The following is a 26628-nucleotide window of genomic DNA, read 5'->3' as shown; positions in this document are numbered from 1 at the left end:
CGATCGATACGGGCATGGTCGTTTCAGGCCCCGTGAAAATCCCCCGCCCCCGTTCCAGAGCCTCCGCAAGCCAGCGCAGCGGCGAAGTTCACGCGTATCCCACAGGGCTTCCTATACTTTTTCCGAGCCTCCCTGGTTCGAATCGCAGCCACCCCGGAGAAGTTACCCATGTTCCTGCGCCAGTTCCCCATCGCGCCACGCGCGGCTTTCGGCTTCGCCATCATCACCTTGCTGCTGGTGTTGACCGGCCTGTTCTCGCTCAACCGCATGTCGGTGATCAACGACGCCTCCACGGTGATCAGCCAGAGCTGGCTGCCCAGCGTACGCACCATCGCCCAGATCAACCTGTCCCTGACCGAGCTGCGCCAGGTCCAGCTCGGCCACGTGCTGGCCTCGGACACCTCGTCCAAGCAGTTCCTCGAACAGCGCATGCGCGAAATCATCGGCCAGCTCGGCAAGGCCGAAGACACCTACAAGGCCGGCATCGACCCGGGCCGCGACGAACAGCTCTTCGAGCGCTACCTGCAGGAGAAGAAAGGCTTCATCGCCGGCGTCGACAAGCTCCTCGCCCTCTCCAATGCCGGCGAAGTGGCCACCGCCACCGAACTGCTCCAGGGCCCGCTGCTGGACAACTACCGCACCACCCTCAAGGCCCTGACGGAGCTCTCCGACTACAACACCCAGGGTGCCGACGCGGCCAACGCCAAGGCCGACGCGGACTACGCCAGCGCCACCAACGCCGTCATCAGCGTGCTGGTGATCGCCGCGCTGGTCACCGTCGCCCTCGCCTGGGCACTCACCCGCAGCATCACCGTGCCGCTGGGCGAGGCCGTGCTGGTGGCCGGCGTGGTCGCCAGTGGTGACCTCACCGGGCGCATCGACACCGCCGGCAACGACGAGCCGGCGAAATTGCTCACCGCCCTGCAGCGCATGCAGCAACAGCTGCGCGGCACCATCCAGCAGATCGGCAACTCGGCCACCCAGCTGGCCTCCGCCGCCGAAGAGCTCAACGCGGTGACCGAGGAAGGCAACCGCTCCCTCACCCGCCAGCACGACGAGATCGAGATGGCCGCCACCGCCGTCAACGAAATGACCGCTGCGGTGGAAGAGGTCGCGCGCAACGCCAGCTCCACCTCCGACGCCTCGCGCGCCTCCGAGGAATCCGCCCAGTCCGGCCGCGACCGCGTGCAGCAGACGGTCCAGGCGATCCGCAGCATGAGCCAGGAAGTCGCCCACACCTCCACCCTGGTCGAGGGGCTGGCCGACCGCGCGCAAAGCATCAGCAAGGTGCTGGACGTGATCCGCGCCATCGCCGAGCAGACCAACCTGCTGGCGCTCAACGCCGCCATCGAGGCCGCCCGCGCCGGCGAGCAAGGCCGAGGCTTCGCCGTGGTCGCCGACGAGGTACGCGCCCTCGCCCACCGCACCCAGGAATCCACCCGCGAGATCGAACAGATGATCGGCAGCATCCAGAGCGGCACCGGTGAAGCCGTCGGCGCCATGAACCAGAACGACCAGCGCGCCCGGCAGATGCTGGAGATCGCCGAAGCCGCCGGCCGCGCCCTGGAGGAGATCACCGAGCAGGTCGGCCAGATCAACGAGCGCACCCTGGTCATCGCCAGCGCCGCCGAAGAACAGGCCCAGGTCGCCCGCGAAGTGGACCGCAACCTGGTGAACATCCGCGACATCTCGGTACAGACCGCCACCGGCGCCAACCAGACCGCCGCCGCCAGCCAGGAACTGTCGCGCCTGGCCGTCGAACTCAACGGCATGGTGGCGCGCTTCACCGTCTGATCGCGCTCGCGTGGCCCGTCGCCAGGGAGGCCCAGGGCAGGCTGCAAACGAAGAACCCCATCACCTCGCGGCGATGGGGTTCTTTCGTTTACACAGCCCCTTCATTCGAGCCTGGGAAACCACATCCCTGGGGCGCCTGCGACGATTCGACCGGGCACCCAGCCGGATGAACGCCTGCCGCAGGGTGGGTAGAGCGCAGCGAAACCCACCACGCCCACCCCCAATGCTCCCGGCAACCCGCTGGAGGCGAACCGACCGTTCCTCAGGCCGCCCGCACCGGGTCGACCCGCGTCCCCGCCTCGCGCGAGGCCACCAGCAGCGGGCGCTGCGAGCGGATGGCCCGCGGCTCGATGCGGCCCTCCACCGGCAGCTCGGCGAGCGGCCGGCGCCAGGCCAGGTAGACCGCCAGGCTCGCCAGCAGCGCCAGCGCCAGGTGAACGGCACTCGGTTCCGGCGTGGCCCAGGCCAGCAGCAACACACCCAGGCTCGATGCATCGCGACGCTGGCGGCGCCACTCCTCGCCGGCCTCCTCGCGCCCCTCCTCGGCCAGGCCGAACAGGCGCCGCGTGGCAGCGTGCAGGCCGCCCGCCGCCAACTGGTCACCGAGCAGCACCGCGTAGAGCAGTAACGCCCCGCCCAGGCCGAAGGCCGCCGCCAGCACCTGGCGCAGCGCCGGCCCCTCGACCCGCCACAGCTCGCCGCCCAGCGGCTGCCACAGCGCCAGCAGCGCCAGCGCCGCCAGGCTGCCCAGCAGCACCCGCGCGCTCTGGGCGGCGCCACGGCTCACCCGATACACCAGGCCCGCAGCGACGAGCAGCGCAGCATCGACGGCCAGCGCCCAGCCCAGCGGCAGCAACGGCTCGCCGTCGAGACGGGCCGGCGCCCAGGGAAGATTGGCCACGAAGGCGATGGAAAGGATGAACGCGGCGAGAAAGACCAGGTAGCTGATAACGCCGAAGGTGAAAGTCGCGGTACGTCCGAGTGTGCTGTTCATGATGCGGTCCTGCCGGGGGTCTGGAACTGCAGGGCTCTGCAGTCAGGGCCAGATTGCCCCGCGCCTGTATCTGCCCGATGGCAGCGACCGCTCAGTTTGTTTCAGTCTGGTATCCGTGGTCGGCACCTGGCAGCCAGTTGCGCAACAGACGATGCAGGCGCCCCTGGTCCAGCGGCTTGGTCAGCAGCGCCTTGATGCCCTGGGCCTGCACCTCGGCCTCCACCAGGCTGTCGCTGAAACCGGTGTAGAGCACGATGGGCAGGTCCGCCCGCGCCGCCAGCAGGCGCCGCGCCAGTTGCAGGCCGGTGAGGCGCGGCATGCTCTGGTCGAGGATGACCAGATCCCAGGCGTAGGCGTCGGCACACAGCTGCCGGCTGGCCTCCTCCGGGTCGCCGAACAGTTGCGCGGCGAGCCCCCAGTTGGCCAGCAACTCGCCCATGAACTCGCCGACCACGGGGTCGTCGTCCACCACTGCCACCCGCCCGCGCAGGGCTGAGCGTGGCGGCAGCGCCTCAGGGCAGGCCGTTACCTTGAGCGTGGCCTCTGCCGCCTGGTGATGGGCCGGGATCAGGATGCGGAACGTGGCGCCCTCACCCGGCGAGCTGTCCAGCTGGATGTGGCCGCCGTACTCGTGGACGATGCCGTGCACCATCGACAGGCCCATGCCGCTGCCCTGCCCGCTGGCCTTGGTGGAGAAGAACGGCTCGAAGATCTGCGTCCGCAGCGCCGCGTCGATGCCCGGCCCGCTGTCGCTGACGGTCAGGGCGACGAACTGCCCGTCGATACGCTGCTGGCACGAGGCGCAGACGCCGGCCTGCAAGCGCGCCGGCTCCAGCCCCACGCGCAGGCGACCGACCCCGCTCATGGCGTCGCGGGCGTTGATGCACAGGTTCATCAGCACCTGCTCCAGCTGCACCGGGTCGGCCAGCACCGGCGGCAGGTCGTGGGCCAGGCGCGTCTCCACCTCCACCGTGGCGGGCAGGGTGGAATCCACCAGGCGGATGAAGTTGCCCAGCAGCAGGTCCAGCGCCACCACCTGCGGGGTGCCACGGCTGCCCCGGCTGAAGGTGAGCATCTGCTGGATCAGGTCGCGGGCCTTCTCCGCCGAGCGCTGCACCCGAGTCAGGTACTTGCCCAGGCGCTCGTCATGCAGGGACTCGGCATGCTCCTGGGCCATCACCGTGTAGCCCAGCATGCTGGTCAGCAGGTTGTTGAAATCGTGGGCGATGCCGCCGGTGAGGTGCCCGATGGCCTCCATGCGCTGGGCCTGGCGTAGCTGCTGCTCCAAGCGCGCCTTCTCCTCTTCGGCCTGGCGCCGCTCGGTGATGTCGCGCAGGTAGCAGATGTAGCGCGGTCCCTCGTCCCCGCTCACCTGGGTCAGCGCCAGCTCGGCGGGGAACTCCTCGCCGCAAGCCCGCTGGGCGACCACTTCCATGCGCTTGCCGAGAAAATCGCCGGTACCGGTCTGGGCATAGCTCTCGAAGGCACGCTCGTACACCTCGTGGAAGCGCTCGGGAATGATCAGCTTCAGCAGCCACTGGCCCAGGGCGTCGTCGCGGGCGATGCCGAAGCAACGCTCGGCCGCCGGGTTGAACGCCAGGATGCGCCCGGCGCGGTCCATGCCGATGAAGCAGTCCAGCGCCGTGTCGGCGATGGCGCGGTGCTGCAGCTCGCTGGCGCGCAGGGCCTGCTCGGCCTCCTTGCGCTGGGTGATCTCGCGGCAGAACACCAGGATGCGGTCGACACCGGACAGGGTCACGCGCTTGAGCGAGATATCGTCCCAGTGCAGGCTGCCGTCGCGGTTGCGCCGGTGCCACTCGAAGCGTTGCGGCTCGCCGGCCGCCGCCCGCGCGAGGAAGCCGGCCGCCTGCCGGGCGGTATAGGGCTCGTAGCCGGCGCTGAAGGCGTCCATGTCCAGCCCGAGCATCTCCTCGTAGCTGTAGCCGACGGTCGAGCAGGCCCTCGGGTTGGCATCCACCAGCGCGCCGCTGTCGATGTCCAGCACCAGGATGGCGTCCTCGGAGCCGGCGAAGATCGCCCGGCAGCTCGCCTCGGCCTCCAGGCGCTCGATCTCCGCCGCCGCCCGCACCGAGAAGATGCGCAGCACCGACTCGGCCCGCTCGCGCTCCTTCATCGGCCCCATCCGCCCGGCGGCGATCAGCCCCAGCGGGCGCCCGTCACTGGCGAACAGCGGGTAGCCGGCGTAGCTGTCGACCCCATAGGCACGGAACACCGCGTCCCCGGGGTAGCACTCCAGCAGGTTGCTGCCGACGAAGTGGAAGGCCTTGCCCAGCACGTGGCTGCAGGCCGTGCCCTCCAGCGCGTAGGTGGAATTGGGGCGCAGCTTGCCGGAGTAGTACATGGCCAGGGTGGTGAGCTTGTGCGGGCCCTCGTCGCTGATGCGGCTGACGTAGGCGAAGTCGGCGTGCAGCGAACGCACCATGTAGCGGGCGATGGCCTCGAACACCTCGTTGCCGGTGGCCGCCGAGATGCCCAGGGCGACGTAGCGCAGCACCTCCTCCACGCTCTTGCGCGAACTGATGTCGGTGGAGATGCCGCAGACGGCGGTGACCCGGCCCTCGCCATCGAACAGCGGGAACTTGCTGGAGAGGTAGGTGCGCACCACGCCGTTGAACGGCAGCCGCTCCTCGAACTCCTGCTCGCGGCCCTGCTCCACCACCTGCAGGTCGTTGGCCCGCAGCACATCGGCCAGCTCCTTCGGGAAGTACTCGTGGTCGGTGTGGCCGATGACCTCCTCGGCGCGCACCCGGAACAGCTGCTCGAAGGCTCGGTTGACCAGGCGCAGGCGGCCTTCCAGGTCCTTCACGTAGATGACCGCGCTGCTGTTGTCGACGATCTGGCGCAGCTGGTGTTCGGCGGCGCCATCGAACAGCGGGCGGGGTGCCGTCTGGCTCATCGGAAGGCCTCCACGAGCCTGGGTGATGGCTGGAGTATAGAGAGCCGGCCCCCGCCTTTTGAGGGGGTACAACGCGGTTGAAACAATTGAAACAAAGGCGGCTAACCGGTATCCCGGCGTCCTGAAGCTGCGGGGAACACCGGAGCTTCGCGAGCAGAGCTCGCTCCTACGGGGAACTCGACGAGGGGGGCCGGGCGATCAGCCCGGCACGAACATGTAGCCCACCCCGCGCAGGGTACGGATCACCTGGGGCTTGTCGGGGTCGGTCTCCAGCTTGCGGCGCAACCGGGCGATGCGGATGTCGATGGAGCGGTCGAAGGGGTTCCAGTCGCGGTTCTGCGTGAGGTTGAGCAACTGGTCGCGGGACAGGGGCCGGTTGGGGCGCTGGGCGAAGGCCTGGAGCAGGTCGAACTCCATGGCGGTGAGGGGGATTTCCGCGCCGCTGGCATCGAACAGCTGGTGGCGGTCCAGGTCCAGGCGGCAGGCCCCCAGTTGCAGGCAGTTGCCGGCCTCGGCGGGTGCCTCCACGGCCACGGCGCTGGGCACGCGCTGGTAGCGACGCAGCACCGTCTTGACCCGCGCCAGCAGCTCGCGCGGGTCGAAGGGCTTGGCCACGTAGTCATCCGCGCCCACCTCCAGGCCGATGGTGCGATCCACCGGGCTGCCGGCGCCGGAGACCATGATCACCGGCAGGTCGTGGTGCTCGCGCAGGTAGCGGGCCAGGCTGAGGCCGTCCTCGCCCGGCAGGCCGACGTCCAGCAGCACCAGGTCCGGCAGGCCGGCGGCCAGGGCGGCGCGCATGCCGGTGCTGTCGCAGGCGGGCTCCACCTGGTAGCCATGGCCGCCCAGGTAGTCCTGCAGCAACTCGCGTACCTCGGAATCGTCGTCCACCACCAGAATCTTGACCTGCCCGGCCATGGGTCCCTCGCTCATCGTCAATGCGAACGCGGGGAATATAGCGCGGCGCCGCTGCGGCGAGCAGCCCTGCTGGACCACTAAAAACATGTAGCCCGGCTGCGCTTAGTGGGCCCCCGCGTTCGCGGGGATGACGGTGCAGTCGAATCCCCCCGCACACCCCGTCACCCTCGCGCACGCGGGGGTCCACTGGAAGGACACGTGGCCGGCTGCGTTCAGTGGGTCCCTGCGTTCGCTGGGATGACGGTGCAGTCGAATACCCCCGCACACCCCGTCACCCTCGCGAACGCGGGGGTCCACTGGAAGGCACGTGGCCGGCTGCGCTTAGTGGGTCCCCGCGTTCGCGGGGATGACGGTGCAGTCGAATACCCCCGCACACCCCGTCACCCTCGCGAACGCGGGGGTCCACCGGAAGGACACGTGGCCGGCTGCGCTTAGTGGGTCCCCGCGTTCGCGGGGGTGACGGTGCAGTCGAATCCCCCCGCACACCCCGTCACCCTCGCGCACGCGGGGGTCCACCGGAAGGACACGTAGCCGGCTGCGCTTTGTGGGTCCCCGCGTTCGCGGGGATGACGGTGCAGTCGAATACCCCCGCACACCCCGTCACCCTCGCGCACGCGGGGGTCCACTGGAAGGACACGTGGCCGGCTGCGCTTAGTGGGTCCCTGCGTTCGCGGGGACGACGGTGCAGTCGAATACCCCGCACACCCCGTCACCCTCGCGCACGCGGGGGTCCACTCGAACAGCCCTCAGCGCGATGCCTTGCGCCTCAACGCGGCGGGGTTGAAGGCGGCGTCGCCCGGGGACGGCTGGCTGAAGTCCACGGTGCCCGCCTCTTCGTTGTCCAGCCACTGCACGCCGTAGCGACGTGCCTGCAGGTCGTGGAAGGTGTCCAGCGCGGTCCACACGGTGGGCAGCTCGTAGAAGTTCTTCAGGTAGGCCAGGGACACGCGCCACAGGTCGCCGCGGCCGTCGTACTGGTCCACCACGGCGGCGCCCCAGCTGTCCTCGTCGAGGTACAGGGTGCGCTTGGAGTAGATGTGCCGCGCGCCGGCCTTGAGCTTGCCTTCCACCACCCAGACGCGGTGCAGCTCGTAGCGGGTGTATTTCGGGTTCACGTGGCCGGGCAGCAGCAGGTCCTTGTACTTCACTTCCGGGCTGGTGAGCTTGTAGTTGTTGTAGGGGATGTAGATCTCCTTCTTGCCCACCAGGGTCCAGTCGTAGCGGTCCGGCGCGCCGTTGTACATGTCGGTGTCATCGGCGGTGCGCAGGCCGTCGGTGGACTCGATGGGCGTGTCGTAGGCCAGGGTCGGCGCGCGGCGCACGCGGCGCTGGCCAGGGTTGTAGCCCCAGGCCTGGCGGGGCTCCTTGACCTGGTCGAGCATCTCCTGCACCAGCGCGCCGTTGCCGGCCAGGCGTGCCGGGGCGGTGGTGAAGGTCATGTAGTAGAACAGCGTGTTCTGCAGGTCGGCATAGCTGCCCTTGGGGTCGTAGAAGCGGAACAGCGCCTCGTCCTCGGAGGTGACCAGGGAATAGGCGCCGTTGCGCTGCACCCCCGCCTCCGCCGAGCGCCGCACGATGTAGGTGCCGCGATAACGGGTGATGTGGTTCCAGATCGCCTCCAGGCCGTTCTGTGGGATGGGGAACGGGATGCCGCCGTAGGCGTCGGCGAACCCGTTGCCGCCGTTTAGCAGCTTGCCGGTGGTGGCGTTCTTCAGGGTGTTGTCGTAGACCCACTGCGGCGCCGAGCCGGAGCGCCGGGTCGGGTAGACCGGCATCTGGAAGCTGTCCGGGTAGGCGTTGAACAGGGCGATCTCGCCGTCGGTGAGGTTGGCCTTGTACTGCTCGAGGTTGGCCTTGGTGATGGTGAACAGCGGCCGGTCGGCGGCGAAGGGGTCGATGTGGTGCTGGCCCGAGCCCTTGTAGCCCGCAGGCGCCTGGGTGATGCCGCCGGTCCATTCCGGGATGGTGCCGGCGGCGTTGCCGGCGCGCTCCGCGCCCAGCGGGGTGAGGGTCGACTTGAGCGTGGCGGCCTGCTCGGCCGAGACCGCCGCCAGGGCGTCGGTGGCGCTGCCGGCGAGCACGATGGCGGCCAGCAGCAACGAGTATTTCTTCAACATGGGGTGCATCTCCCTGTCTTGTACGGCCCGGCGTTCTGCCGCCGGGCGCTCGGCATCAGAACGAGTACTTGGCGGTGAGCGAGACGTTGTCGCGGTCGCGGGTGCTGTTGTTGCGCCCGGCGCCGTAGTACTCGGTGTACTGCAGGCCCACCTCGAAGCTGTTCAGGTAGGTGGCGTCGATCCCCAGGGTGTGCGCCTTGCGGCCTTCGATGAAGTTGCCGGTGCGATCCGAATTGCCCTGGAAGTCGTGCTGGAAGACGGCGTATGGCGACAGCTTCACCCCGGCGTAGACGTCGTTCCAGCTGCCGGAAACCAGCAGCGTGTAGCCGTAGCTGTCGCGGCTGATCTGGTCGCTGTCGGTGGTGCGGTCGTCCTCGTAGGCCTTGTCGGTGGTGCTGGAGAACTTGCGCACCGAGCCGTCGAAGGCGGTGTACTTCAGGCTGCTGCCACGGATGTGCTGCGAGGCCACCTCGGCGACACCGATCACCGAATCGAAGCTCAGGGCCGGGCCGAAGTTGTAGATGGTGGACAGGGAGATGTTGTAGGTCTCGGCCCGCTCGTAGTTGTCGAAGATCGAACTGCGGCAGAGCTGCTTGCCGGAGACGGCGGCGCAGGCGGCATCGTTGGCGACCCCGGAATTGACCAGGTCGGACCCATTGATGCCCTGGAGCAGCAGATCGCTGAGCAGGTCATCGGTGGCGGAGATGGCGATGGGCGCGTTGGGACGGTAGGAGAGTTCGCCGGAGACGGATGCATCCCCCACCGTGGTGTTGAAGCTGAAGCCGTACATGCGGATGTCTTCGACATAGCGGCGACGGGCCTGGGCGTTGCTCGCCAGGTCGAAGGTCGCCAGCGCGCCGGCGTACTCGGGCGGCAGGCTGTTGCCCGCCAGTGCACCGCCCAGGGCGGCCAGGTCGACGCCCTGGTAGCCGTCCAGGTCGATGGCGATCTGCGGTTCCTTGGCGTGGTAGTTGACGAAGTAGAAGCCGAACTCGGTGGAGTTCAGTTCCTCGGCGATGTAGCGGAAGGCCACACCGAACTGGCCACTGTCGTCCGCCTGCAGGTCCTTGCCGATATTGGCCACCTTGAACACACCGGTATCGCCATTGAGGTAGGCATTCGGCCCATTGGCGCCGTTGCCCAGCAGCCCGAAGCCGGCGAATACGTCATACAGCGGCATCAGCGGCGCCAGGTCCGTCGAGGTCGTATACGCCGTATGCCCCCCATCGGCGAACAGGTCGGTCTCGGAGAAGTAGGTGCCCACCGGGTCCAGGCGGGTCTCCTTCCACTTCCACTGGTAGAAGGCTTCCATGGACAGGTTGTCGGTCAGGCCCAGGTTGAAGCTCAGCGCCTCCATGGGCACCAGCACCTCCTTGAGTTCGGAGCCGGGCAGGTGGAACTTGGCGGCGTCCACCGGGTTCACCGTGTTGACCCCGCCGCGGTAGAACACGCCCTCGCCCCAGTTGATCACCTGGCGGCCCACCTTGGCGCCGAGGGGCATGGCGCCCACATCCCAGCTGCCGTAGAGGTAGGCGTCGAGGATCTCGCCCTTGCGCCCGGCGATGTGACGGGTGTCCTGGGTGAAATGGTCGTCATCCGGGAAGGACTGGCTGGGCCGCTCCACGCCACCGGTGGTGCCGTAGTAGTCGTTGCGCTTGTCCATGATCTGGGTGTCGTAGTACGCCGTGCCACGGACGAAGGCGCCGTAGTTGTCGTACTTCAACGAGAGGTCGGAAGTGGCCTTGTACACCTCCGATACCAGGCCGGTATCGAAGTTGCGGTTGCCGTCATCGGCGTTGATGTCGCTGATGTTGTCCGCGTCGCGCCCTTGCACCCGCCACATGGCGCCGTAGGACAGCGTGGTGTCGATGGAACCGCTGAGCTGGTTGTCCAGCAGGCTGAACTCGACGGCCTGCGCGGAGCCGGCGATCAGCAGCGGCAACAGCCCGAAAGCTGCCCCCGCCTGCAGGGGCCTGCACCCGATCGCGGATAAGCGGATATGCCTCTTCATAGCAAACGTACCTCCCTTGACGGCCAAGATTTCTGGGCTGGATCTATGTCCGGCCCTTTTGTTGTTTTCTCTCGGCTGCGGAGCGGCGTCCGGGCGGTTCAGGCAGGCCTCGGCGACGCTCTCGCAGGTATCCATCTTCGTCGCGGGATGCACGCCGGCGACGGTCACGCTGTTGTTCTTGTAATGAGCGGGAATCGTTAGTTGGTACGATAGTGCAGGCAAGGTAACAAAGTGTGTACGGACTGCCAACCGTCCATTTCGGCTAAAAACGGTAATTTTTTAAGAAAGAACTCACCGTAAACCACCACGAAACACCATCACGGCGGGTTATATCCGGCCAGAAACGCAAAGACCCGGCACAAGGCCGGGTCTCATTCGCCGCGAAGATCGATCAGCGCACGTCGAAGCGCTTCTCGGCCAGCAGGCGGTCGCCCTGGAACACCAGGAAGCGCCACTCGCCGGGGACCACTTCGTGGGTCTCGGTAAACTCGTAGGCCATCACGTCCTGGGGCGCGCCGGGTGCCATCTTCTGGATCACCTCGAACTTGTCGTGGCGCACGCCGTCGGGGGTGGTCACGCCCGGGGTGAGGTACAGCAGGGTCAGCGGGGTGTCGTTCTCGTGCTTGCCCACCAGCTTGTAGCGCATGCCGAACTTGGTGCCGAGCTTCGCCGGAACCTGGTCGGTGGGCAGGATGTTCTGGGTGCTGCTGGTGAGCACGCGCTCACCGGGCTGGTAGTCCTGGTAGCGGCTTTCGAAGACGCCGAACTCGATCGGCCCTTCGACACGCACGTCGGCCATCGCCACGCCGGATGCCAGGCCGAGGGCGATCAGTGCACTCAGTCGGGTTGCTTTCATGTCTCGCTCCTTGGTTGGGATGGCGCGAGGCTATGACACCTTCATGACCAACTGATGACAGGTTGAGACCCGGCTGCAAAGCTGACCGGTGCGTGGGGTGGATGACGCTCCTTTCATCCACCGGCGGAGTAGCCTGGGGCGCGCAGATGCGCCTGCAGACGCGGTGCCGGGGCAGCCCTGCGGGCTGCTTGGCGACTGAAGTCGCCCCTACGAATGTGCCGCCTGAAAATTCCTACGCGACGACCGCATTGCCGGCCTACAAGGGGCTTGGCTAGGGTTCCCGCCGTTGTACCCCTCGGGGCACAACCGGGTGTGGAAGCCCGCTACATAGCCAATCAATCGCCATAGCGACATGCAACACGTCGGCAGTCTATGGCGGACTGTGCGAGCGGGCTTCGGCCCGGCCCGGTTTTGATTGGCCCGGTACTTCCACACTCGCACGGTCCGCCACCCTTCAAGGATTCGGTGGCGGCTCCCCAGCCCTATGGACGGAGCATTGCCATGTCCCTTCCCCAGATCACGCCGCGCCACTTCCTGCGCTACCGCCGCCAGTTGCGCGCCTTCCTCATCGGCCACGAGGCCTGGTTCTCCACCCGCGACCTGCGCCGCCTGCTCAACACCGATATCCACGAGCGCCTGCTCGCCAACCTCTGCGACGACCAGCGCAAGCGCGTGCACCTGCGCACCGCCAATGGCGGCTTCGAAGAGGAAACCGTGGTGAGCGAATCCGGCCTGCACGCCCTGCTCTTCACCTACTGCTACCACCCGGAGAATCGCAACCTGCGGCGCTGGGTCACCCAGGCCGTGCTCCCGGAATTGTGGATGTACCGCACCCCGGGCTGAAGCCCGGGCTACACACCGTTGCAGGTTGGGTGCACCCGGCAGCAACCCATGCGGGAGCTGGTCGATGCGTAGGGTGGATGGCGCTCTTTTCATCCACCAGCGTTGCTCCCCGGGGACGCCGATCGGTGGAGGTGAAAAGCGACCTCCACCCTACTCCGCTCCCGGCACCGAGCCGTTGCAGGCCGGGTTGAACCCGGCATTACGGCGCGGCGACCTGCTCCAGGTGCTTGGGGTTGCGTGGCAGCACGGCGAGGAAGTTGTCCTGCGCCACGCGCTTGGCCACGCCCTCGGGCAGGGCGTCGAGGAAGGGGTCGTAGGCGCGCAGGTAGTCGCCCAGGCCTTCGAAGCGCCCCACCACATCGGAGCCGAGCATGAAGCGCTCGGGGTACTTCTCCACCAGCTTCAGCCACTCCGGGTCGGGCGTGCCGTTCTTGTCCACGAGGTAGGGCTGGAGCACGGTCCAGGAGAGGTCGACGTAAAGGTTGGGGTAGTCGCCGAGCATGCGCTTCAAGGTGGGCAGGAGGAAGTCGAGCTTCTTCTGGTGGCGATGGATTTCCATGCTGGTGCCGGCATGGGCCCAGATGAAGCGTACGTGCGGGTGGTTGCGCAGGGGTTCTTCGATCTCCGCCAGGTACAGCGGGTTGCGCTCGCGCTTGGAGGTGATGTTGGAGTGCAGCATCACCGGCAGGTCGTACTCGGCGGCGAGGTGGTAGATGCGCGACATGGCTTCGTTGTTGGCGCGCGGGGTGTCGCCGTCGATCAGCGCGGTGAGGTCGTCGTGGCGGGTGAAGACCTCGCCAATGCCCTGCCACAGCCCCGGGTCCAGCTCCAGCATGCGGCGGATGTGCGCGTCGGAGTTCTTGTCGTTGGGGTTGAACCCGCTGAGGAAGGGATGGAAGCGATGGCGCTGGTCCTCCGGCAGCTTCTTCACGGCGGTGGCCACCAGCGTATCGGTGGCGGTGTACCAGTAGGCATCGGCATCGTCGCCAGCGTAGTAGCGCGGGCGCTTGGGTTCGTCCTCGTGCCACTTCTTGGCCACCGGGATGCCGGAGATCATCACGTGGTCGATGGCCCCCGCATCCATGGCCTTCAGCAGCCCCTGCATGCCTTCGCTTTCCTGGAAGAAGTCCACGTAGTGCAGGTGCGAATCGCTGTAGCGGTAGTCCCGCGCCTGGGCGGCGCAGGCACTGAGGGCGAGGATGGCGGCGAGGCAATGGCGGGCGATGGGCAAGGGGCGTCCTCCTGACGGTCGTGGCAAGGGTAGACCGGCACCACGCCCGGCGGGTTCACCTGGATGCTCTGATGGCCTACTGCGACTATGCTGCAGCAGGCTCGACCAAAAGAATTCCACCATGCCGCGCTGCGCCCTTCTCCTGCTGTGTTTCGTCACGTTCGCCTGCCCCGCCGGCGAGCGCCTGGTCTATCCCCTGCATTCCAATGGCGAGGACCCGGAAGCCTATGTGGTCGAGCTGTTGCGGCTGGCCCTGGCCCACAGCGGCGGCGACTACCAGTTGGAGCCCTCCCTGGAACCCATGCCGCAGTCCCGCGCGCAGCTGTCCCTGGAGCGCAACGACGGCCGCGTGCAACTGATGTGGACCATGACCACCCGCGAACGCGAAGCCGACCTGCTGCCGATCCGCATCCCCATCTACAAGGGCCTGATCAGCTGGCGCGTGTTCCTGGTGCGCGCCGACCAGCGCGACCTGCTCGCCGATGTCACCCGCCGCGAACAGCTCGAAGCCCTGCGCATGGGCCAGCGCCATGACTGGCCCGACACCGACATCCTGCGCGCCAACGGCTTCACCGTGGTGACCACGCCGGGCTACGAGAACCTGTTCCGCATGCTCGAGGCCGGCCGCTTCGAGCTGTTCCCCCGCGAAGTGGTGGTGGCCTGGGACGAACAGCGCCGCGCCGAGGCCAACGGCCTGCACCTGGCCGTGGACGATCACCTGGTGCTGCACTACCCCACCGCCTTCTACTTCTTCACCTCGCGCCAGCGCCCCGAACTGGCCGCCGCCATCCAGCGCGGCCTGGAGGCGGCCATCGCCGACGGCGGCTTCGAGCGCCTGTTCCAGCGCTACCACGGCGAGACGCTGCGCCGTGCGCGCATGGAAAGGCGCCGGCTGATCGAGCTGGCGAACCCCGACCTGCCAGAGGGCACCCCCATCGAGCGCGATGAGCTCTGGTACCACCCGGCTGCACCCAAGTAGCGCCTGGGCGCCCCGCCCGACCCGTGCCGGTGCAGCCCGGGTGCCCCGTCGCCCGGCAAATCCCGGCCGTGCCGTAATGGCACTTCGCTTGCAGCATGTCCCGCAGACCAAGAGAGAGGGATATCGCCATGCTGCAGCTTCTGCGCCCCGCGCGCCGCGCCCCGGACGAAGGCGCGCTCGACGCGCTGTTCACCGCCCACGACCTGACCACCCGCCTGCCCACCGGCACGCCGCTGATGGCCCGCCTCAACAGCTTCGTCGACGGCCTGCAACAGCGCATCCGCACCAGCCTCGGCGCCGCCGTCGGCATCGCCGCCCACGCCCCGGAGCTGGCGCGCATCGCCGCCGCCAACCAGCAGAGCGGGCAACTGCTGGCGCAGTCATCCGAGCTGATCGCCAGCGCCAGCGAAGAGGTCACCACCACCCTCGACGCCGAACTGGTGCCGGGCGCTGCCGAGGTGGCGAAGCTCTCGGGCGATGTCTCCAGCACCCTGCGCCAGTGCCAGCGCAACGGCCAGGACGTGCTGCGCCAGGTGGATGCCATCGGCGCCAGCGAACAGCAACTGGGCAGCGTGATCGGCAACCTCACCGGCCAGCTGGAGGAAGTCAGCAAGGTGATAGGCGTCATCGCCAGCATCTCCCAGCAGACCAACCTGCTGGCGCTCAACGCGGCCATCGAGGCCGCCCGCGCCGGCAGCCACGGCCGTGGCTTCGCCGTGGTCGCCGAGGAGGTGCGGCGCCTGGCCGGGCACACCACCGACGCCACCACCCAGGTCAGCGGCATCATCGAACGCTTCCGCGATGGCATGGCGCAGCTGGCCGAAGCCGGTGAGCGCATGCACCAGGCCGTGGCCGAAGGGCACCAGGGCATGCTGCAGGTGGGCGCCGGCCTGGACAGCACCCGCGCGGCCATGGACAAGCTGGACGGCCGCGTCGGCCAGATCGCCTCGGGCACCGAGCAGATCGGCCAGGCCGTGCGCTCGATCAACGGCGACGTGCAGAACATCGCCCAGGTGGCCGCCGAGCTGCTGGGCAAGGCCGGCCAGGTGCTGCGCCACAGCCAGGCCGTGCGTGAGGACGGCGACCGCCTGCTGCAGGGCCTCGGCGACTTCCGCCTGGAGATGCACCGCGACATCCAGCGCAGCATCGAGCGCCTGGCGTGCGAGCCGGCGCTGCTGGGCGACTTCGCACAGGCCGAGGGGCTGCTGGCCGATACGCTCAGGCGCGATGCGCGCATCGAGCTGTTCTACCTGGTGGATCGCACCGGCATCCAGCTCTCGGAAAACGTCTTCGCCCTCGACGTGCCGCACCAGGGCGACTCCTGCAAGGGGCGCAACTGGGCCCAGCGCCCCTGGTTCCGCGCGGTCGCCGATGGCCTCGCCAGTCACATCACGCCGGTGTACCGTTCGTCAGCCACCGACGACTTCTGCTTCACCGTCTCGGTGCCGGTTTTCGGACCCCGTGGCGAACTGCAACGCGTGCTTGGCGCCGATGTACGCCTCAGCGCGCTGCTCTGAACGGTCACGGGAACACTCAGGCGGTGGGCGGCCGCTAAGCGAACAGGACCGCCTACCCACACCACGCAGAGGACTGCCAATGACCATCACCGTCACCACCGAATCCGCGAACGGCTATCGCCACAGCATCAAGGTCGGCGAGGAGCACGAGCTGTTCACCGACCTGCCCAAGGCCCTGGGCGGCGAAGGCAGCGCGCCGGAGCCGCACGACTACTTCGACGTCGCCCTGGGTGCCTGCAAGGCCCTCACCGTGACCCTCTACGCCCGCAGCCACGACATCCCGCTGACCGGCATCGGTGTCGAAGTCGTCCATGACAGCAGCAAGGAAAAGGAAGGCCTGTACGGCATGAGCGTGAAGCTCACCCTGCGCGGCGCCCTCACCGACGACCAGCGCGCCACCCTGTTGCGCATCGCCGACAAGTGCCCGCTGCACAAGCTGATGACCACCACCGAGGTGAAGATCGAGACCCGCCTGGCCGAAGGCGACTTCAGCCAGTAACCCGCCCCTCTGGGCTTCCCGCGCGGACGCGCTATGCTTGCGCACCCACCGCGCCGGAAGCCCAGCATGAACGACATCCTCACCCTCCGCCCTCGCGCCGAAGAAGTCGCCGGGCTGCCCATCCTCCGTCCGTTGCCAGCGGCCCAGTGCCGCAGCGTCGGCCCCTTCGTGTTCTTCGACCACATGCTCGCCAGCGCCTACCCGCCCGGCCAGGGCATGGACGTGCGCCAGCACCCGCACATCGGCCTCTCCACCCTCACCTACCTGTTCGAGGGCGAGCTGCAGCACAAGGACAGCCTCGGCTCGGACCAGCGCGTGCAGCCCGGCGATGTCAGCTGGATGACCGCCGGTGCCGGTGTCGCCCACGTCGAGCGCACCCCGGCGGAGCTCGTGGCCCGCGGCTCGCGCATCCACGGCCTGCAGGTGTGGCTGGCGTTGCCCCGCGAGGAAGAGGAGCGCGCGCCCAGCTACAGCCACCACAGCGCCGCCAGCCTGCCGCAGCAGGACGCCCTCGGCGTGCGCATCCGCCTGGTCGCCGGCAGCGGCTTCTGCCTGGAGTCCCCGGTGCCGGTGCTCTCCCCGACGCTCTACGCCGATGTGCACATGGAGGCCGGCGCCACCCTGCTGGTGCCCACCGAGCACCCACAGCGCGCGCTCTACCTGCTGGACGGCGAGGTGCTGCTGGACGACCAGCCGCTGGCCATCAACACCCTCACCGTGCTGCCCGAAGGCGTGCAGTTCAGCCTGGCCGCCTGTGGCAGCGCGCACCTGGTGATCATCGGCGGCGCGCCGCTGGACGGCCCGCGGCGGATGAACTGGAACTTCGTGTCCAGCGACCCGCAGCGCATCGACGCGGCACGCGCCCGCTGGGCCGCTGGCGACTGGCCGCACGTGCCCGGCGAGACCACGCGCATCGAACTGCCGCGCTAGCCGCGCAGGCGGCTTGCGTAGACGCCCGGCGTGCAGCCGTAGTGGCGCTGGAACAGGGCGATGAAGGCCGAGAGGGAGTCATAGCCCAGCTCGCTGGCCAGGGCGGTGACGCTCATGCCGTCGGCCAGCAGGGGCAGCGCCACGAGCAGGCGCAGGCGCTGCCGCCACTCGCGGAACGACAGCTGCGTCTCGGCCTGGAACAGCCGCACCAAGGTGCGCCGCGAAGCGCCCACCTGCCCCGCCCACGCCTCGATGCCACGGTTGTCCGCCGGGTCCGCCTGCAAGGCGTCGGTGATCCGCCGCAGCCGCGCATCGCGCGGTAACGGCAGGCTGAAGGGTGCCTCCTCCAGGTTGCGCACCTCATCCACCAGCACCCGCAGCAGTCGCGCTTCGGCCCCCTGCTCCGGGTAGTCACGGGGGAAGCCCGAGGCGCGCTCCATCAGTTCGCGCAGCAGGGGCGTCACCTGCAGGACGGCGCACTCGCGCTGATAGCCGTCCAGCACCGAGGCGTCCAGGTACAGGCTGCGGAACTCGATGGCCCGCTCGCTGTAGGCGGTGTGGCGGACCCCGGCAGGGATCCACAGCGCGCACTGCGGTGGCAGCAGGTAGCTGTGCCCTTCGGTGAGCACCTGCATCACCCCGGCGCGGGCATAGGTGAACTGCACCCAGTCGTGGCTGTGCATCTCGATGGGGTGGCCCGCCGGGATATCGAACATGCGCAGGTAGACCGGGCGCGGCAGGCGCGGGTAGTCGGGAATCGGGGGAACGGCGGGCGGCGTTTGTCTCGCTGGCGACATTGACTGTCCCTTTTGCTCAAGTGAGCAGGAAAATGCCGATGGTAGCCTGCGCCACGCCCATCCGTGCACTGCCCAGGAGCCTTTCATGAGCACCCATTGCCCCATCGCCCGACTCACCGTCCCGGCCATCCGCCAGCGCAAGGGCGCCGGCAGCCTGGTGGCGCTGACCGCCTACAGCACGCCGATGGCGCGCTGGGTGGACGCCCAGGCGGACCTGATCATCGTCGGCGACTCCGTCGGCATGGTGCTCTATGGCATGCCCAGCACGCTGGGCGTGACCCTGGAGATGATGATCGCCCACGGCCAGGCGGTGATGCGCGGTTCCAGCCGCGCCTGCGTGGCGGTGGACCTGCCCTTCGGCAGCTACCAGGCCAGCCCCGAGCAGGCCTTTCTCAACGCTGCGCGGCTGCTGCGCGAAACCGGCGCGGCGGCGGTGAAGCTCGAAGGCGGCGAGGAGCTGGCCGCCACGGTGGCATTCCTGGTGAACCGGGGCGTGCCGGTGCTGGCCCATGTCGGGCTGATGCCGCAGCAGGTCAATGCCATGGGTGGCTTCAAGGCCCAGGGGCTGGACGCCGCCGGTGCCGAGCGGATACGCCGCGACGCCCTGGCGATGCAGGCGGCCGGCGCCTTCGCGGTGGTCGTCGAGGGCACCGCCGAGCCGTTGGCGCGGCAGCTGACCGAGGAGCTGGCGATCCCCACCATCGGCATCGGCGCGTCCCCCGCCTGCGACGGCCAGGTGCTGGTGAGCGAGGACGTGCTGGGCCTGTTCGGCGACTACCAGCCGCGCTTCGTCAAACGCTACGCGGAGCTGGCGCCGCAGATCGAACGGGCGCTGGCGGCCTATGCCGGGGATGTGCGTGCGGGGCGGTTCCCGGAGCCGGGGCATTGCTTTGGCGTGAAAGCTGTTTCGGGGTGAAGCGTCGGTGGGCTGAAGCGGAGCGCCGCCCGGCCCACCCTGCGGCCCCCAGGCGGCTACTCCACCTGCCCTTCCGCCCAGCGCTCCTTCACTTCCAGGACGGCCGGCATCTGGCTGATGAACAGTTCCACCAGGTTCGGATCGAAGTGCCTGCCGCTCTGCTCGCGCAGCAGCGCGATGGCGTCCTCCACCGACCAGGCCCGCTTGTAGGGGCGTTCGCTGGTGAGGGCATCGAAGACGTCGGCGATGGCGACGATGCGCCCTTCGATGGCGATGTCCTCGCCCCGGAGGCCATTGGGGTAGCCGCTGCCGTCCCATTTCTCGTGGTGGGTCAGGGCGATGATGCGGGCCATGCGCAGCAGCCCGCTGGGGTGCTCGCCGATGATCTCGGCGCCGATGCGCACGTGCTCGCGCATCACCAGCCACTCCTCGTCATCCAGCTTGCCGGGCTTGCGCAGTACGGCATCGGGGATGCCGATCTTGCCCACGTCGTGCATGGGCGCGGCGTTGAGCAGGTCTTCGCAGGCCGACTCGCTCCACCCCAGGGCGCGGGCGAGGATGCGGGCGTAGTGGCTCATGCGGATGACGTGCAGGCCGGTCTCGTTGTCCTTGTACTCGGCGGCCAGGCCCAGGCGCTGGACGATCTGCAGGCGCGTCTGCTTGAGTTCGTCGAGGCGCACCAGGGACAGGTGCGTACGCACCCGGGCCTTGACGATGGGCGGGCTCACCGGCTTGGTGATGTAGTCCACCGCACCGACCTCGAAGCCCCGCGCCTCGTCCTCGACGTCGGCCAGGGCGGTGACGAAGATCACCGGGATGGCGCTGGTCGCCGGGTCGGCCTTGAGCCGCGCGCAGACCTCGTGGCCGGTCATGCCCGGCATCATCACGTCCAGCAGCACCAGGTCCGGCGACTCGCGCTGGGCCAGCTCCAGGGCCTTGGCCCCGTCCTTGGCGAACAGCAGGCGGTAGTCGTCCTGGAGGATGTGCCGCAGCACCTGGAGGTTGGTGGGCTCGTCGTCCACCAGCAGCAGGCAGAGGCGGTTGTCCGGGGGGGTAGCGGTCATGCGGAAATCTCTCCCGTTTCGAGCCAGGCCAGCAGGTCGTGGAGGTGCCGCAGCGCCTGGTCGAAGTCGAAATCATCCATGGCGCCCTGCAGGTCCTGCAAGCGCGAATGCCCGGGCCGGCCTTCCAGGCCCTGGCGCAGGGTCTCCAGCGCGGCGTCGTCGAGCCCGCCACGGGTGAGTTCCTGGGCCAGGGCACGGCCGGCCTGGATCAGGGGGGTGAGGTCCACCGGGCCCGAGGCGGCCGGCACCGCGGCGCTGCCGGGGAACAGCGGCAGCGCGTCGCGTACCGTGTCCAGCACCCGCTCCAGGGTGTGCAGCAGCGGCTCCAGCTCGGCCACCTTGCCGGACAGCCCGCAACGCTCCAGGTCACCGGCGCAGCTGGCCATCTGGGCCAGGCCGAGGTTGGCGGCGGCGCCGCGCAGGCGGTGGGCGATGGCCGCCACATCCGCCAGGGCCTGGCGTTCCAGCGCCGCGCGCAGCTGGGCGAGCAGGTCGTCCTGCTCCTTGAGGAAACGGGCGATGGCGGCGGCCATCTGCACCGGGCCGCCCCAGAGGTCCTTGCCGCGGTTCCAGTCGAACAGCGCGGCCACCTCGCGTTCCAGGGGCACGGTGTCGATGACGACGGCCTGTCGGCCCTCCAGCAGGCGGGCCATCTCGGCCACCAGTTCAGGGACGTCCAGGGGTTTGCTGGCGAAGCCGTTCATGCCGGCATCGAGGGCGTTCTGCCGATCACGGTCGAGCACGCTGGCGGTCAGGGCGATGATGGGCACCGGCGGGCGCCCTTCGCGGCGTTCGAAGCCACGGATCAGGCTGGTGGCTTCCAGGCCGTCCATGCCGGGCATCTGCACGTCCATCAGCACCAGGTCGAAGGTTTGCGCGGCAAAGGCCTCGACAGCCGCGCGGCCGTCGCTGACTCCACTCACTTCGTGGCCGAGGCGCTTGAGGTTGATCTCCAGCAGTTCGAGGTTCTGCGCCACGTCGTCGGCGGCGAGGATGCGCAGGCGCGGCAGCTGCGGGATCGCCACCGGGCGCTGCTCGCCCTGGCGCACCTGGGCGCCACGGCCGAGGGGGACCTCGACTGTGAATACGCTGCCCTCGCCTTCGCGGCTCTGCACGCGGATGTGCCCGCCCATGAGCTCCACCAGCTGCCGGGAGATGGTGGTGCCCAGGCCCGTACCGCCGAAGCGCCGGCTCATGGAGGCGTCGGCCTGGGCGAAGGGGTCGAAGATCTTTTCCAGGCGGTCCTCGGCGATGCCGATGCCGGTGTCGTGGATGGCCAGGCGCAGGGCGCCGGGGGCTCCGTCCACCACCAGGCGCACCTGGCCACGCTCGGTGAACTTGACGGCGTTGCCCAGCAGGTTGGTGATCACCTGCTGCAGGCGCAGCGCGTCACCCTTGAAGAAGTCGCCCAGGTGCGCGGCGTACTCCAGGTGCAGCGCCAGGCCCTTCTTCTCGGCGCCCAGGCGCTGGGCCGCGCAGACCTGCTCGCAGAGCTCGCGCAGGGAAAAGTCCAGGTGCTCCAGCTCGATGGCGCCGCGATCCAGCTTGGCGGTGTCGAGGATGTCGTTGAGCAGCCCCAGCAGCGAGCGCGAGGAGTGCTGCACGGTGCGCAGGTGGCGGCGCTGGCTCTCGCTCAGCGGTGTGTCCAGCAGCAGTTCGGAGAAGCCGATGATGGCGTTCATCGGGGTGCGGATCTCGTGGCTCATGTTGGCCAGGAAGCTGCTGCGCGCCGCTGCGGCCTGTTCGGCACGATCGCGGGCGTTGCGCAGGTCCTGCTCCATGATCCGCCGGGGGGTCAGGTCGGTGGCCAGCTTGAGCACCTTGAAGGGGCGGCCGTCGGCGTCGAGGATCGGGTTGTAGGTGGCCTGGATCCACACGTCCTGGCCACCCTTGCCGAAGCGCCGGTATTCGCCGGAGCGGAACATGCCCTGGCGCAGGTCCTGCCAGAAGCGGGCATAGCGCTCGCTGGCCACCAGTTCGGGGTCGCAGAAGAGGCCGTGGTGCTGGCCGAGCAGTTCCTCGCGGGAATAGCCGAAGAGGTCGAGGAAGTTTTCGTTGACCTCCAGCACGTGGCCATCGAGGTCGTACTCGATCATCGCCATGGCCTTGCTGATGGCGTTGACCTTGCCTTCGTACTCGGCGTTGCGCAGCTTGGTCTCGGTCTGGTCCAGCAGCACGCCATCGACCCAGCGCGCCTGGCCCTGGTCGTCGAGTTCGACGCTGCCGCTTTCCCATACCCAGTGCTCCTGGCCCGCGCGGTCCAGCAGGCGGTACTCCACCACATAGCTGCGGCCCTTGCGGGCGGCGGCGTAGACCTCGTCGGCGACACGTTCGCGGTCGTCGGGGTGGGCCAGTTGCGCGAGGGTGCATCGACGGGCGATGAAGTCCTCGGCCGGCCAGCCGGTGAGGCGCTCCACCGCGTCGCTGATGAACAGGGTGGTCCAGTCGTCGTCCAGGAGGCAGCGGAAGGACACGCCGGGGATGTTGCGGATCAGCGAGCGGTACTGCTGCTCGCTGTCGCGCAAGGCGGCCTCCATGCCCTTGCGCTCGCTGATGTCGGCGACGAAGACCACGAACCAGGGCCGGCCCTCGCGGTGGGAGACGCCGAGGCTGAGGCGCACGGGGATCTCGCGGCCATCACGGGTCAGCCCGACCAGCTCCAGCTCGGAGCCGGAAAGGCGGCTCTCGCCGGTGCTGCGGTACTGCTCCAGCGCGCGTTCGAGGTCCCGTGAGTAGGCGCTGGGCAGCAGCACGCTCATGTGCTGGCCGATCAGCTCCTCGGGGCGCCAGCCGAACAGGCCGAGCACCGCGTGGTTGACCGAACGCACCACGCCTTCGTCGTCGATGGTGAAGATGGCCTCGAAGGCCGCGTCCAGCAGCGAGGACAGGTGGCTGCGCCCGGCCTCCAGCTCGCGGAACAGGTGGCGATAGCGCAGCAGGCCATTGGCGGCGCCGACGAACACGCTGAGGGAGATGGTGGCCATGGCCACGGCCAGCGCCAGGTAGAAGCTGCCGCGCACGCCCTGGGGCATGGCGAACTCCTCGGTGCCGACGAAACGCGCCGCCGCCATGCCGGTGTAGTGCATGCCGGCGATGGCGAGGCCCATCACGGTGCCGCTGACGACGATGGCCGGGACGCCGCCGAGGTGGCGGCGCAGGCCGAAGCGCACCCACAGGGCGATGATCGCCAGCACCACCGCCACCAGGATCGACAGGGCGAAGCCCCAGGGGTCGTAGCGCAGCAGCGGGGCCATCTGCATCGCCGCCATGCCGCTGTAGTGCATGGCACCGATGCCGGCCCCCACCAGCACACCGCCGCCGATGAACTGCACGGCGCTGACCTGGTTGCGCGCCAGCAGGTTCAGCGCCACCCAGGAGGCGAACAGGCTGGGCAGCACCGAGAGCACGGTGACGGCCGGGTCGTAGCGCACCGCGGCGCACAGCTGGAAGGCCAGCATGCCGATGAAGTGCATGGCCCAGACGCCACCGCCCAGGGCGGCGGCGCCGGTGATGATGGCCACCTGGCGATACAGGCGGCTGCTGCTGAGGCGCGCGACGCCGGCCAGTTGCAGGGCCATGCCGGAGGTGAAGATGGCGATCAGGACCGACAGCAGCACCATCCAGGGGTCGTGCTGGCCGAAGACCAGCAGGCTGGGCTGGTTGGCATCAAAGAAGAACGGGGACAGATCGGGCATCGAATCCGGGTCTCGCGGGCGGGGCGGGCATCTGGAGAATCAACACGCTCGCGGCCCGTCAGTCAATGTCGGGCCGGCCAGTGGATATGCGCGCATGACCGGCAAAATGCCATCATCCGCGTGCGAATGCAAAACCACCTGTCCGGCCGGTCAGGTGAAGACTTCGTCCAGCAATGCATCCATGGCCGCGAAGGCCCGACGGGCGACCCGCGGGTTGTATTCGGCGACGCCGGGGCGCTTGGCGTCGGGGTCGGTGAAGGAGTGCACGGCGCCGCCGTAGCTGAGCAGTTGCCAGTCGACACCGGCAGCACTCATCTCGGCGGCGAAGGCAGGCAGTTGCTCGCGGGGCACCAGTGGGTCGGCGGCGCCATCGAGCACCAGCACCGCGCCCTTGATGCGCCTGGCGGCAGCGGGGTCGGGCGTGTCCAGCGCGCCGTGGAAGGAGACGAAGGCCTTGAGGTCGGCCCCCGCGCGGGCCAGCTCCAGGGCACAGGTGCCACCGAAGCAGAAGCCGAAGGCGGCCTGGCGGTGAGGATCGACCCTCACCGCGTGCTGCTCGCGCAGGGCCTGCAGCGCGGCGAGCATGCGCCGGCGCAACAGCTCGCGGTCTTCCTTGAGCGGCGCCATGGCGGCCCCCGCTTCATGGGCATCGGCAGGCCGCACCCCGGCACCGTAGAGGTCGGCCAGCAGCACCACCCTCCTCTCCTCGGCCACCTGGCGCGCGGTCTGGATGGCGCTTTCGGTGATGCCGAACCAGTTGGGTGCCATCAGCAGGCCCGGCCGCGGGTCTTCGACATTGGGGTCATAGACCAGTTGCCCCTCGAAGACCTGGCCGTCGACTTCATAGCTGATGGCGTGGGCGCGGATTTGACTCATGGATCACCTCTCATCGTGGAAGGGGGACGGCCGTCCGCTCTGGCCTGGGGCTCCTGGCCCGAGCGAAGGAGCTTAGCCGTGCTCGGCGGCGAACGCACGAGCGATGATGAACGCATCGGGCCTGAAGCCGTGGGCCCGATCGCGTTCCTGCCGCCGGGACCGCGCTGCGACTTGCAGAGGCGCCATCAGATTGGCATCATGCGCCGCCGGTTTTCCGGCATCCGTGATTTCCAACCGAATTCTTCTCACAAGGAGCGTGACATGAAGGGGCCTTTCGCCGCTGTCCTTCTTTCCCTGTCCCTGCTGGGTGGTTGCGTGACCGTGCCCCAGGGCACCGACTTCCCCGCCCCCGACAAAGCTGCCAGCCCTGTCCAGCAGAGCGTCGCCCTGGCTCCGGTCGAAGTGACCGACAAGACCTTCGTCAAGTGGAATGCCGGGCAGACCCAGTCCAGCGGCATGACCCTGAGCCTGGGCAACTACCTCAAGGCCAGCAACCGCTTCAGCAACGTGCGCATGCCCGGGCAGGCCATCGCCCCGGACGACCAGGTGCTGTCGTTCAGCTTCGACACCTACAACGTCCACCGTCGCCCCTATGGCGGTTACTTCCCCTTCGCCCTCGTCACCCTGACCGGCTACATCTGGTTCGGCGGCACCTCCCACATCGACGAGTCCAACGTCAGCGGCCGCCTCCAGGTGAGCGACGCCCAGGGCAAGCTGCTCTACAGCTACCAGACCCGCCAATACGGCGAGCGCAGCATCTCGCTTTATTCCATGGGCCCGGTGAACGGCAGCCCCGAGCGCCAGAGCGCCGTTGCCGACCTGCTCGACCAATACCAATCCGATCTTGGAAAACAAAACCAATGACCCACTTCCTGCGCATCACCACCCTCTTCCTGGGCCTGGCCCTGCTCACCGGCTGCGCCGGCTTCCGTTCGGGCGAAACCGCTGACCTCGGCACCTGGCCGCAAGCCAAGGAGCAGAAGCCCTCGCTGCGCTACGTGGTGGAAGGCAAGGTCAAGATGAACGACGAAGACGGCGCCGTGCCGCCGGCCACGGTGAAAGCCTGGTCCGACATCACCGGCAAGGCCTACAAGGAATCCAACCTGTTCTCCTCGGTCAACGAAGGCTTCGGCGATGCCGACATCACCGCCGAAGTGAAGGTGACCAACGACGGCCACGGCAGCATGGCGCTGGCGATCATCAGCGGCCTGACCTTCGCGGTGCTGCCCGCCACCGCCGAGGACCGGGTGATCACCCAGACCACCTACCGCAGCCGCGACGGCAAGGTGCTGGCCGAGGTGACCAAGCAGGACAGCGTGCGCACCTGGATCCAGATCCTGTTGCTGCCCGGCGCAGTGATCGCCAACCCCTTCAGCAAGATCAACGAGATCCACTACGACAACAACAAGGCGACCATCCTCGACGCCAGCAAGAACGGCGTGTTCTGAACGCCCGCCCTGCCATGAAGAAGGCCCGCACTTGCGGGCCTTCTTCATTTGAGCGGATGAGGACTCGACAGGATGAGCACGTGCCGTAGGGTGTGCCGTGTGTTTAGCCGGGATACATGGGTAACGCTTGTCGGGGGACATGGGTAACGGGTTGCTGGTCGTTACTTCTTCTCTCTCAGGTCGAACTGGCGGATTGTCTTATGGATGAAAATCACATCGTAGACAC

20 protein-coding genes are annotated in these 26628 nt (G+C 68.4%); 9 read left to right on the top strand and 11 right to left on the bottom strand.

The window, feature by feature from the left end; all coding sequences use genetic code 11:
- Positions 1-168: 168 nt before the first annotated feature.
- Positions 169-1794: a methyl-accepting chemotaxis protein gene (locus DMX10_RS24065; protein ID WP_111263460.1), complete on the top strand. Its 1626-nt coding sequence runs from the start codon at positions 169-171 to the stop codon at positions 1792-1794.
- 262 nt (positions 1795-2056) lie between these two features.
- Here the strand turns inward: DMX10_RS24065 and DMX10_RS24060 are convergent, their stop codons facing one another.
- The 6 genes from DMX10_RS24060 to DMX10_RS24035 all read right to left on the bottom strand — a co-directional run bounded on the left by DMX10_RS24060 (position 2057) and on the right by DMX10_RS24035 (position 11607).
- Positions 2057-2788 (bottom strand): hypothetical protein, encoded by a 732-nt coding sequence (locus DMX10_RS24060; RefSeq protein ID WP_111263459.1) that lies wholly within the window; start codon positions 2786-2788, stop codon positions 2057-2059.
- A 91-nt stretch (positions 2789-2879) separates the two neighbouring features.
- Entirely contained in the window at positions 2880-5705 is a 2826-nt protein-coding gene (locus DMX10_RS24055) for a PAS domain S-box protein (RefSeq protein WP_111263458.1), read from the bottom strand.
- A gap of 198 nt (positions 5706-5903) precedes the next feature.
- Entirely contained in the window at positions 5904-6623 is a 720-nt protein-coding gene (locus tag DMX10_RS24050; RefSeq protein ID WP_111263457.1) for a response regulator, read from the bottom strand.
- 746 nt (positions 6624-7369) lie between these two features.
- The gene (locus DMX10_RS24045; RefSeq protein WP_111263456.1) at positions 7370-8740 is read right to left on the bottom strand and encodes a DUF1329 domain-containing protein; all 1371 of its coding nucleotides are present in this window, start codon (positions 8738-8740) and stop codon (positions 7370-7372) included.
- A 55-nt stretch (positions 8741-8795) separates the two neighbouring features.
- The gene (locus DMX10_RS24040; RefSeq protein WP_111263455.1) at positions 8796-10751 is read right to left on the bottom strand and encodes a DUF1302 domain-containing protein; all 1956 of its coding nucleotides are present in this window, start codon (positions 10749-10751) and stop codon (positions 8796-8798) included.
- 391 nt (positions 10752-11142) lie between these two features.
- Positions 11143-11607 carry a DUF3859 domain-containing protein gene (locus tag DMX10_RS24035; protein ID WP_111263454.1) on the bottom strand — a complete coding sequence of 155 codons (465 nt, stop codon included), beginning with the start codon at positions 11605-11607 and terminating at the stop codon, positions 11143-11145.
- A 501-nt stretch (positions 11608-12108) separates the two neighbouring features.
- Between DMX10_RS24035 and DMX10_RS24030 the strand changes: the two genes are divergently transcribed.
- On the top strand, positions 12109-12450 hold the full coding sequence (locus DMX10_RS24030) for a BRO family protein (protein WP_043246180.1): 342 nt from the start codon (positions 12109-12111) through the stop codon (positions 12448-12450).
- 199 nt (positions 12451-12649) lie between these two features.
- Here the strand turns inward: DMX10_RS24030 and DMX10_RS24025 are convergent, their stop codons facing one another.
- Positions 12650-13681 (bottom strand): amidohydrolase family protein, encoded by a 1032-nt coding sequence (locus DMX10_RS24025; protein WP_111263453.1) that lies wholly within the window; start codon positions 13679-13681, stop codon positions 12650-12652.
- A 121-nt stretch (positions 13682-13802) separates the two neighbouring features.
- Here DMX10_RS24025 and DMX10_RS24020 point away from each other — a divergent pair, with 121 nt between their 5' ends.
- From DMX10_RS24020 to DMX10_RS24005, 4 genes are all read left to right on the top strand, one after another.
- Positions 13803-14660, top strand: coding sequence for an ABC transporter substrate-binding protein (locus DMX10_RS24020; RefSeq protein ID WP_111263452.1), 858 nt, complete (start codon positions 13803-13805; stop codon positions 14658-14660).
- Between the two features lie 95 nt (positions 14661-14755).
- Complete coding sequence (locus DMX10_RS24015; protein ID WP_371921725.1) at positions 14756-16177, top strand: methyl-accepting chemotaxis protein; 1422 nt, start codon at positions 14756-14758, stop codon at positions 16175-16177.
- Positions 16178-16256: 79 nt separating this feature from the next.
- Positions 16257-16676 carry an OsmC family protein gene (locus DMX10_RS24010; RefSeq protein ID WP_111263450.1) on the top strand — a complete coding sequence of 140 codons (420 nt, stop codon included), beginning with the start codon at positions 16257-16259 and terminating at the stop codon, positions 16674-16676.
- Between the two features lie 66 nt (positions 16677-16742).
- Positions 16743-17606, top strand: a complete 864-nt coding sequence (locus DMX10_RS24005; protein ID WP_111263449.1) for a pirin family protein — start codon at positions 16743-16745, stop codon at positions 17604-17606.
- Here DMX10_RS24005 and DMX10_RS24000 read toward each other — a convergent pair.
- Positions 17603-18403, bottom strand: coding sequence for a helix-turn-helix transcriptional regulator (locus DMX10_RS24000; protein ID WP_111263448.1), 801 nt, complete (start codon positions 18401-18403; stop codon positions 17603-17605). The genes DMX10_RS24005 and DMX10_RS24000 overlap by 4 nt on opposite strands.
- 85 nt (positions 18404-18488) lie before the next feature.
- Here DMX10_RS24000 and panB point away from each other — a divergent pair, with 85 nt between their 5' ends.
- A complete protein-coding gene (panB, locus tag DMX10_RS23995; protein ID WP_111263447.1) occupies positions 18489-19319 on the top strand; it encodes a 3-methyl-2-oxobutanoate hydroxymethyltransferase in 831 nt (276 codons plus the stop codon).
- A gap of 56 nt (positions 19320-19375) precedes the next feature.
- Here the strand turns inward: panB and DMX10_RS23990 are convergent, their stop codons facing one another.
- The 3 genes from DMX10_RS23990 to DMX10_RS23980 form a co-directional block, all read right to left on the bottom strand.
- The gene (locus DMX10_RS23990; RefSeq protein ID WP_111263446.1) at positions 19376-20383 is read right to left on the bottom strand and encodes an HD-GYP domain-containing protein; all 1008 of its coding nucleotides are present in this window, start codon (positions 20381-20383) and stop codon (positions 19376-19378) included.
- Positions 20380-24078: a PAS domain S-box protein gene (locus DMX10_RS23985; protein ID WP_111263445.1), complete on the bottom strand. Its 3699-nt coding sequence runs from the start codon at positions 24076-24078 to the stop codon at positions 20380-20382. The genes DMX10_RS23990 and DMX10_RS23985 overlap by 4 nt, the downstream gene beginning before the upstream one ends.
- Before the next feature lie 150 nt (positions 24079-24228).
- The gene (locus tag DMX10_RS23980; RefSeq protein ID WP_111263444.1) at positions 24229-24954 is read right to left on the bottom strand and encodes a dienelactone hydrolase family protein; all 726 of its coding nucleotides are present in this window, start codon (positions 24952-24954) and stop codon (positions 24229-24231) included.
- Between the two features lie 261 nt (positions 24955-25215).
- On the opposite strand from DMX10_RS23980, the gene DMX10_RS23975 reads away from it, so the two are divergent.
- The gene (locus tag DMX10_RS23975; RefSeq protein WP_111263443.1) at positions 25216-25818 is read left to right on the top strand and encodes a hypothetical protein; all 603 of its coding nucleotides are present in this window, start codon (positions 25216-25218) and stop codon (positions 25816-25818) included.
- The gene (locus DMX10_RS23970; RefSeq protein ID WP_111263442.1) at positions 25815-26402 is read left to right on the top strand and encodes a hypothetical protein; all 588 of its coding nucleotides are present in this window, start codon (positions 25815-25817) and stop codon (positions 26400-26402) included. Before DMX10_RS23975 ends, DMX10_RS23970 begins: the two co-directional genes overlap by 4 nt.
- Positions 26403-26628 lie beyond the last annotated feature (226 nt).

This window comes from Pseudomonas sp. 57B-090624, assembly GCF_003234055.1.
GTDB classification, from domain to species: domain Bacteria; phylum Pseudomonadota; class Gammaproteobacteria; order Pseudomonadales; family Pseudomonadaceae; genus Metapseudomonas; species Metapseudomonas tohonis.
The sequence above is the reverse complement of the archived record's forward strand: the minus strand, read 5'-3'. Positions and strand labels throughout refer to the sequence as shown.